This window comes from Thermogutta sp., assembly GCF_014359955.1.
Lineage (GTDB): Bacteria > Planctomycetota > Planctomycetia > Pirellulales > Thermoguttaceae > Thermogutta.
In genome coordinates this window covers 1-8,971 of record NZ_JACIYL010000104.1, presented here as the reverse complement: position 1 = coordinate 8,971, position 8,971 = coordinate 1, and the positions used below count along the sequence as shown (strand labels likewise).

Annotated in this window: 6 protein-coding genes; 5 read left to right on the top strand and 1 reads right to left on the bottom strand. The window is 54.1% G+C overall.

Translation table 11 applies throughout. The features are described 5' to 3' along the window. The 5 genes from H5U08_RS05165 to H5U08_RS05145 form a co-directional block, all read left to right on the top strand. On the top strand, nt 1–913 hold a 913-nt coding region (locus H5U08_RS05165), incomplete at its 5' end, for a CRTAC1 family protein (RefSeq protein WP_297030961.1). Between the two features lie 100 nt (nt 914–1,013). Further along, entirely contained in the window at nt 1,014–3,950 is a 2,937-nt protein-coding gene (locus tag H5U08_RS05160) for a multiheme c-type cytochrome (protein ID WP_297030959.1), read from the top strand. A gap of 24 nt (nt 3,951–3,974) precedes the next feature. Further along, nucleotides 3,975–5,210 carry a hypothetical protein gene (locus tag H5U08_RS05155; RefSeq protein WP_297030958.1) on the top strand — a complete coding sequence of 412 codons (1,236 nt, stop codon included), beginning with the start codon at nt 3,975–3,977 and terminating at the stop codon, nt 5,208–5,210. Between the two features lie 45 nt (nt 5,211–5,255). Next, entirely contained in the window at nt 5,256–6,749 is a 1,494-nt protein-coding gene (locus H5U08_RS05150) for an ABC transporter substrate-binding protein (protein ID WP_297030956.1), read from the top strand. 105 nt (nt 6,750–6,854) lie between these two features. Next, nucleotides 6,855–8,096, top strand: a complete 1,242-nt coding sequence (locus H5U08_RS05145; RefSeq protein WP_297030954.1) for an ABC transporter substrate-binding protein — start codon at nt 6,855–6,857, stop codon at nt 8,094–8,096. Between the two features lie 172 nt (nt 8,097–8,268). On the opposite strand, the gene H5U08_RS05140 is transcribed toward H5U08_RS05145, so the two are convergent. Further along, nucleotides 8,269–8,971 (bottom strand): hypothetical protein (locus H5U08_RS05140; RefSeq protein ID WP_297030952.1); only part of this gene is annotated, 703 nt, incomplete at its 5' end.

Sequence of the window (8,971 nt, the reverse complement as noted above, 5' to 3'; positions counted from 1 at the left end):
CAAAGAGACAGGACTGTGGAATCCTGAAGGACGCGGCATGAGTGCGACGGTGGCCGATGTGAATAATGACGGCCTGCTCGATATCTATGTCACCAACGACGCAATGGCAAATGATTTCTTCCTGAACCTGGGAGGAGGGAAGTTCAGGAACGAAGCCCTGCCCAGAGGACTCGCCTTCGGAGAAGCAGGACAGGGGGTGTCCAGTATGGGACCGGATTTTGGCGATATTGATCACGATGGGCTTCTGGATCTTTTCATCCCGGATATGGATTATAGCTGTTTACTCATTAATTTCGGTGAATATTTCGAGGACTGGACTGCGCGTTCGCGAATCGCGGCCGTGTGCGGCCAGTATACCGGCTGGGGATCGGTCATTTTCGACTACGATAACGATGGCTGGCTGGATATCTTTGTGGCGAATGGGGATGCCCACCATGAATATCCGGAAGAGGACGTGCTTCTGAGGAATGTGGGAAATCGCCAATTCGTCGATGTGTCGCACCGGTCAGGGGCGTATTTCCACGAGAAGCATGTAGGACGGGCAGTGGCGTGCGGCGACTTTGATAATGACGGAGATCTGGACCTTCTGATAATCAATCTCAATGATCGGCCCGTGCTTTTACGCAACGATGGAGGGAACCGTAAGAATTGGCTCATGGTTTGGCCCAAGCGCTCCAATGGAAAGACAGACGCGATCGGTGCGAGAGTCACGGTCCGGGCCGGGTCGCTTATTCAGTTCCGCGACGCCGTGCCGACCCGTGGATATCTGTCACAGATGGACCCGCGTGTCCATTTTGGGTTGGGTGACCACACCGTGGCCGACTGGGTCGAGATAGCCTGGCCCAATGGGAAGAAAACCCGATTGGAAAACGTGAAGGCGAACCAGGTTCTCAAAGTGGTTGAACCGAAGTAAGGAATCGCTGTGAAAGCTGATCAAAGCCGTTTGGAAAACGATAGAAGAGCTGTCGAGTAAGATGTCAATGTAATATATTAAGTATCCAAGAAATATGCGCATGCGAAAGTGTGATGCGGCGATAATGAGCATGGTGGGATTTAGAACGATTATCTTCCGATTCGGCAAGACGTTTGTCAAGCGGAAGAGGATATCGGGGACCGTCGTCAGTATCTGCGCTGTGGCTTGGGCGGTTCACAGTGTGGAGGCGGCACCTCCCGATTTTCAGCCGGTTTATGTCGGTGTCAAGGTATGCGCAGAGTGCCATGAAGGGAACTCTTTGGGCGATCAGTGCGGCATTTGGGCGCAATCTGCGCATGCCCACGCATATGCGGCCCTTCACAAACCCGAGGCCAGACAGATCGCTCGCTTGAGCGGGGTGGCTGTGGAACCGGACCAGTCTCGCATATGCCTGGGTTGCCACGCAACGGCAGCAGAGGCGGAACCCTGGGAACTGGATCCGACTTTCTCGATCCGTGACGGTGTTCAGTGTGAGAAATGTCACGGCCCCGGGAGCGAATATGCGGATGCCGCTATTATGCGGGACCGGCAAAAGGCCATGGAACGCGGGCTTCGCATGCCGGGCCTGGAAGGCTGTATCTACTGTCACGCGCCCAAGGAATCCCACCAGCGCGTACTCGGTAAATCCGGTATCGATATTGCTAAAGGCTGGCAGTCCATTAAACACCCGGTTCCCGCTAACGCGTCGCTTTCACCGCTGGAGCGGCCTGCACCCCCCATGGACAAGACGCAGCCCGCCCTTGTTGGATCTGCAGTATGTGCGGATTGTCACGATGGTTCCCACTCCGGATGGCAGTTCAGCAAGTGGCTTGAAAGTAAACACGCCAGGGCGTATGCGTGTTTGAGTTCGACCAAGGGACAGCAATTGGCGAAAAAACGCGGTGTGGAGGGAGATCCGCGCACGGCTGGCGAATGCCTGAAGTGTCACGCGACAGCCTATCATGTGCGGGCTGCGACAATCCGCGAGAGCTACAGCTTGTTCGAAGGCGTTGGATGCGAGGCCTGTCACGGTCCGGGAAGTCAGCACGTCGAGTCGCGACGGCGTGACCCTTCCCAGCAGGACGGCTCGCTCAAGAAGCCCACGCATGAAACCTGCCTCGAATGCCATCAATCGAGCCCGGATAAACCGTTCGATTTTGACCAGATGATGGCCAAAATTGCTCATCCTTCCCAGCCTGATCCCTCGACTAAGAATTCGGAAGTGGTATATAAAACGCCGGTCAATATAGCGGTATCGCCGAACTGTGACGTGGCGGTCGTGGCCTGCGAGGCTTCCAATACGATCGCTTTACTCGATTTGAACACCATGACGGTGCGTGGCGAAATACCTGTGGGGCATCAACCGCACGATGTGGCGTTTACTCCGGACGGTCTCTTCGCATTTGTGAGTAACCGACTGGACGACTCGGTGTCGGTCGTCGATCTTCGTGCCAAAAAAGTGGTGCGAACGATTCCCGTCGGGGATGAACCACATGGACTGTTGACTGACTTACAAGGAAAATATTTGTATGTCTGTAACTTTCTTTCGGACGATATATCGGTCGTTGACTTAAAATCGTTCAAAGTCGTTAAAACATTGAGTGCGGGACGCGGTCCCTGGTCGTTGAGCCTTTCACCGGATGGAAAATGGCTTGTCGTTACGAATATCTACTCGCGGTTCGTACCGTTCCGTACCGAGGCTCGGACTGAGTTGACCATCGTGGATACGAGCACGGCCCAGGTTGTGAATCGGCCGGTCGCCGAGGGGGCTAACGGTCTCCGTGGAGTCACCTGGGATCCGAAGCAGAGATTTGCACTGTTTACCTTGGCCCGACACAAGAACGTGATTCCAATCACGCGTCTCCTCCAAGGTTGGACCGTCACTAACGGGCTTGGAATTTTCTGGGCCGATGGTCGGATTGATCAAGTACTGCTTGATGAACCGGGTGAATGCTTCCCCGATCCCCACGACGTGGTCATCAGCCCGGATGGTCTTCGGGCGTTTGTCAGCAGTTCGGGAAATAACCGCGTGGCCGTTATCGATCTTAAAAAGCTTGAAACGGTCATTCTTTCATACTCAGGCGAAGATAGAAAAGCTATTCTGCCCAATCACCTCGGACCTGCCACCGAATTTGTCATCAAGCAGATTGATGTCGGTCATTGTCCACGGGGGCTTGCGCTCGACAAGAAGCGCGGACGGCTCCTTGTGGCCAATTCTCTCGACGATTCGATCGGCGTCATCGATATCCAATCGCTGGACCTCGTGGGAACAATCGATCTGGGCGGTCCGAAGATTATCACCCGTGAACGACTCGGCGAACGCATTTTCCATAGCGCAAAGAATACGTTTCACAGGCAATTTTCCTGTGCGAGCTGTCATCCCGACGGGCATGTCGAAGGATTGACGTATGATATTGAAGACGATATTGGGGTCAACCCTGTCGATAACCGAACTCTCAGAGGAATCCTTGACACATCCCCGTTCAAATGGGAAGGGATCAACCCGACGTTGTCCCGGCAGTGCGGCACGCGCCTCGCCGTCTTCTTCACCCGCATTCAGCCTTTTACACCGGAGGAATTGACGGCCCTGGACTACTATATCTGCACGATTCCGCTCGCACCGAATCGGCATCGCCCGGTCGGGGCCCCGCTGACGCCGGCGCAGCGACGCGGTCGGGCTATTTTCGAGAGAATTTATACGAACGATGGGCGATTGATCCCGCCGGAAAAACGCTGTGTCACGTGTCATCCGCCGCCGCTGTACACGGACCGTCGAAGTCACGATGTGGGCACCAAAATGAAACTGGACCGGCACGGTGTCTTTGACACGCCGCAGCTTCTGAACATCTATAATTCTGCCCCGTATCTCCATAACGGCATTGCGCCGACACTGGAGGAAATCTGGACTGTGCACAACCCCTACGATACGCATGGCGTGACGAACGATCTTACAAAGGATCAATTGAATGACTTGATTGAATATTTGAAGACGTTGTAAATCATTGAAAGGATGGGAGCGAGTATGTGGCGCGCCGAATTTCTATGGGTAATGATATCGTTACTCGCGATCGGCTCAGCATGGGCTGAGACCGCCTCTGGGGAGAAAGCCCCGAATGCCCAGCTGCCCAAGCTGGCCTTTGGTCAAAGCGTGGATAACGTTACGGACGACGATTTACCGTATGTTTACACGGAGTGGGAAAACTTTACAGAAGAGGATGGACTACCCAACGATCACATTTTCGCAGTGCGCTGTGCAGGCGAGAAGGTTTGGGTGGGAACGGAAGACGGTCTGGCGTGTTACGACAAGAAGACACGGAAATTCACTGTGTGGAAGGAGAAAGACGGCCTTCCTTGGCGGGCGGTAACCGGGATTGACGTCGACCCCAAAACCGGCGACGTGTGGTTGGCGCTTTTCGGCGGCGGTGTGGCTCGCCTCTCCGGGGGGCGTTTTGATCATTTTCATCAATTGAACAGTGGACTGGTCAATAATGTCGTCTATGGAATAGCAGTAGAACACGATAACGTGTGGTGCGCGACTACTGCCGGGGCGAGCCGCTACAATACAACAACGAAAGAATGGACGATTTTCACCGAGAAAAACGCGCCGATGGAGGAAATCTGGAACTATAACGTCTTTTACTCGCCCGAGGTGAATAAGATTTTCCTTGCCGTGTGGGGAAGCGGCTGCCTCGAATTTGACGTGCCGACCGAAAGGTGGAAGGTCTATCTCGATCCCGATCGGGAGATGGAGATTGACCTCTTCCGGGATGACGGAATCATACATGTCATTACGACCGCGGCCAACTACGTTGGCGGAGCGCTGTGGATCTCGACCTATTTCGGTCAGTGTCGCTACGACGGTCGATACTGGCGGGGTTTTTATGCCCACGAAACTGGAATTCCCAGCGACTTTACCAACGCCCTTCGGGCCCGATCCGCTCAGGAATGCTGGATGTGCACCGACAAGGGACTTGGCGTCGTTGCTGACTACGCTACCGATACTTACGTCTCGTATTATCGCAACGGGGATGACCCGGCGGGCCGCGCGGAGGTCTTCCGCCAGGGACGAAAAATCAAGGAAGTTCCTCTCAAAACGAGTATCGCCCATAACTTCATTATCGCGATGGACTTTGATGGCGATGATGTATGGGTCGGAACCGCGAAGGGACTTTCGCATGGTATTGGCCGGGGTTACTACCCGGGAGTGAAACGACATCCCGAATGGCTCGATAAAATAAACGCGGAAGGCAAAAAGTAGTGTGAATCTGTACCAATCGATAAACAGTTTGGCGAGGGTTGAGCTATGTATCGGCTTACTGCTGTTGTGGCGTTGCTGCTCATTGTGGTGCCATTTTATACAGGCGCTGCTGTGGCTGCGGATTCTGGTCCCACAGTGGGGACGGCCAGTCGAACCTCTGCAAATCCGGAGAAATTCCCGTTTCCCGTTGATGAGTACACACTGAGCATCCTCGAACGAATCAATCAGGCGGGGCCCTATAAGGTGCCGCAACTCCCCTTGCGCATTGACCCGGTTTACGCAGATACACCTAAAGAGTTGGATCCGTTCGGACGGCTGACTCAGCCGTTTAAAAGACATTTTCTCACACAGATGGAATACACCGGGCCCGGGCGAGGTATTCCTGAACCAACACATGTTGACACAGTAAAGATCGGTTTTTTAGGCCCTATTGAACCGACCGTATCGGTGGCAACCGGCGGAAAAAGTCATGAGGAGAACCTCGGGAAGATGATGCTCCGCGGCTGCCAGCTTGCCATCGAGGAAGCGAATGCCGCAGGAGGGTACTGGCGGCGTAAAATCCCGTTTGAGCTGGTCGTGCGTAATGATAACGGCCTGTGGGGATCTTCCGGAGATGAGATCATCCGCCTGGCCTACAAAGAGAATGTCTGGGCAATTATCGGTACGATTGACGGAGCGAACAGTCACATTGCGATTCGAGTCGCTTTGAAAGCTGAAATCCCGGTGATCAACACGGGCGACACCGATCCGACATTTATCGAAACGAATATTCCATGGGTTATTCGGGTTATTGCGGATGATCGGCGTCAGTGCTATCTTCTGGCGGATTATATCTATAAGAAGCTGGGGCTCAATCGGGTGGGCATCATCCGAGCGAGCAACCGCTATGGCCGCTTCGGAGTGCGGGAATTTCGGGATGCGAGCCGTCGCCTGGAACGGCCTGTTCCGATCGAAATGGCTTACTTTGTGGGGCAGCAGGATTTTTCTTTAGAGCTGCAGCGCCTGGCGGACGCCCAGGTGGAAGCGATTGTCCATTGGGGTGACGCTGAAGATGGTGCCCGCATCCTCAACCAGATGCGCGAGATGGGCATGAAGCAACCCTTCTTTGCATGCGATCGCTGTCTGCTGGACGATTTCGTGAAAATCGCCGGTCAAAATGCAGAAGGCGTGGTTTGTGCTTCGCCATGGAACCCCGCGCGAAATGACTCCCGACTGGAAGAATTTCGCCAGAAATTTAAGGCACGATTCGGCTGTGAGCCGGAAACGTATGCCGCGCATGCCTACGATGGAACTCAGCTATTGATTTGGGCAATCCAGCTCGCCGGGCTTAATCGCGCCAAGATACGGGATGTACTGGCCACGCGGCGCGATCCGTGGCATGGGGTTACCGGCGATATAATGCTGACGGCGGTTTTAGACCGGGCAAGTGATGCTTATCTTGCGGTCCGAGAAAACAATGAGTGGAAGTTTTACTCCAGAGAAGACCTTGGCCTTCCGAAAGAGGTGCCCGCTCGGTGTGTTCAGGTTTCACAAAATTAACTCTCGATTAAGACTTGGCGGCTGCGACCACCGGTTCCCATGCGACAGTTGTTATACTCCGCGCCCATAAGACCACGCTTGTCCAAATTTATGGGCAGAGCGTGCGTGATTTTTTTCGCGATTGTGGGAATATTGACCGCTTGGGAAACCCCAACCGCTGAGCTTATTGCGGACGGCCCGGATAACGGAATTGTTTATCCGTTTGAGCGATCAATCCATCCTTTTTTTGAGCTCCGGGATCCGGAGAATGCCACGCCGCTCCTTCGTGGTTCGGTGATGGCGACAAAGAAAGAGGTCATTATCGGATATTTCGGTCCCTCGGGAATCGATGATCTGGGAACAGCCAGTCTATGGTGGGCGGCTCAACGAAGTCTCACTGATGCAGCCAGAGAGCTGCGCGACAGGCTTCCGCCGTGCCGGCTGGTTCCCCTCGTCAAGGGTTCTCCATGGTCGGACGGAGCCTCCGCCCTTGCACAACTCATTTTTCAGGAAAATGTTGCCGGGGTCATCGGCGGAACAGACGGCGAAACCACTCATCTCGCCGAAACGATCGTCGCCAAGGCACATTTGCCTCTGCTTTCGCCGGTAGCCACTGACAAGACGACCAATTTGGCAGGCGTGCCGTGGATCTTCGCGCTGGCCCCGGGGGACCACCTCATCGCTCCAATTCTGGCTCGTCGAATCGTTGCCGGTCGTCCGCAACGAGTTGCGGTCCTTTTAGGGAGTGACCATGATTCTCAGTGGTTCTGGCGTGAGTTAAACAAGTGGCTCCTCCATTTTGGCTGCCCGGTTAATTCGGTTATTCTTGTTCCACACGAGGAGCAAGCCGTGAAAGAAGCAGTGGGGGAATCGCTGGGGAAATCACCCGACTGGCTGGTAGTGAGTGCCCCGCAGTCACTTCTTGTTGCCATTGTCCGCGAGATCCGTTGTCGTAACTCGAACGTGCACATTCTCTGCGACGCGCGTGGTTCGCGCGTGAATGTTGTTAAATCGCTCGGCCAGCAAGCGGAGGGAATCATTTGTCCGTGCCTTATTCCAAACGACAGTCAAACGTCGCACGATTTCGTGGAGGCGTTCCGGAAAGAATTCGGTGTTGAGCCGGACTATGCAGTGCTGTTGACCTACGATGCGGTCCGCATGCTTGTAGATGCTATTGCTCGGTCAGTACAGGGGGAACACGATAACATAGACCGCGTTGACATTTACAAACACCTGATCGCGCTTTCACCATATCGTGGTATTTTTGGCACGATCGAATGGGACAAGGTCAACGCGAATAAATGCCGGGTGGTTCCTGGGATTATTCGAAGCGGGAAACTCATCCCGGAATCGCAGATGCCACAGTAGATCGGCTGTTAGAAGCTAAGGCCGAGGTCGAGATGATTCCTGTCTTCAACCATCGAGCCTGAAAGTTCATCGGAAAAGGCCATACCTGTGCCCGTCTGGCAGCGGGGCGTAAAAGCTGTCACCTGCCAATTCTATGAATGTAACGGTGTTGCGCTGGTTCGTCGTCTTGCCGTTATCTTTCATTCCAGGCAATAGAATCTAACGAGTGTTCATTGCGCGCCCCCATCCACCGAGTGTTGTAAACCTCTCGCGCTTTGATTGTGGCCGGTGTTTCAGGAAACTTCTCCGGCGGGCTATACGGATAGGATCGCATTTCATGGAATGGAAGAGGTTCCACTCGGTCTCCCGCCGCAGTGTGAAGATCCATGTCTTTGCAAAAACTGTCAGTTTTCAGGATCCAGGAGCGGATGTAACCCGGGGGTGGTTCGGACAGTTCGCGAACGTTGAATTGCAGCGTCAATTCTTCGCCGGGCCCCATGATGACAAATGCATCGTCACGCTGAGTAACGAGTTCTGTCACGTCACCAAATCGGGTGTAATATCCTGGCATGCACTTCCATGGAAAAGTAAGATCTACACTTTCATAGTCTAAGAGAGCGGGTTGCTTGCCGTCCGGCGTGTACTCCCTCGGAAAGCCACGGTATGTCAGATTTGCGGTGCTGGGATGAATCTCCCATTGCTGGATTCTGCCCTCGCGCGTTGCGGCAAGGAAAATCCGATCCCAATACAGGTCCATATTTGTTTTCAGGCGGAGTGTCCGGTCACCTTTTTGCAGCAGCTGCGTCAAATCCAGCGTCATCCAGTGGTTAAGGCCCGCCGGATATCCCGGCTCTCTGACAAGTTCTACCCATTTTCCCTGGCGCAGGACTTCAAAC

Bases quoted from the DNA above. Each gene is read 5' to 3' on its own strand.
- H5U08_RS05160 (WP_297030959.1), top strand. From the start codon at position 1,014: ATGCGAAAGTGTGATGCGGCGATAATGAGCATGGTGGGATTTAGAACG.
- H5U08_RS05155 (WP_297030958.1), top strand. From the start codon at position 3,975: ATGTGGCGCGCCGAATTTCTATGGGTAATGATATCGTTACTCGCGATC.
- H5U08_RS05150 (WP_297030956.1), top strand. From the start codon at position 5,256: ATGTATCGGCTTACTGCTGTTGTGGCGTTGCTGCTCATTGTGGTGCCA.